The 221-nt window shown below is 52.0% G+C and carries 1 pseudogene; it reads right to left on the reverse strand.

Going from position 1 to position 221, the window contains the following annotated elements:
• Positions 1-221 (reverse strand): annotated as a pseudogene (locus tag SB764_RS45365) (IS30 family transposase); the annotation flags it as partial.

Genomic DNA, 221 nt, shown 5'->3' on the forward strand with positions numbered 1-221 from the left:
GTTCGAGAGCGTCGCAAGTGCTCAAGCAATTCCTTTTTCAGGGCGCCACGAGCTTGTATATAGAGGCTCCGATAGATTGTCTCGTGCGACACCAGATAGTCCTTGTTGACCGCGTAAGCATGTCTGAGCCAACCAGCAATCTGTTCAGGAGACCACTGCAGCTTCAGCTTCGCAGCGACAACTCGTGCCAGCGTCTGGTTTTGCACCAATTTGCAAACCTT

It is taken from the genome of Paraburkholderia sp. SIMBA_027, assembly GCF_046535315.1.
In the GTDB taxonomy this organism is placed as follows: domain Bacteria; phylum Pseudomonadota; class Gammaproteobacteria; order Burkholderiales; family Burkholderiaceae; genus Paraburkholderia; species Paraburkholderia tropica.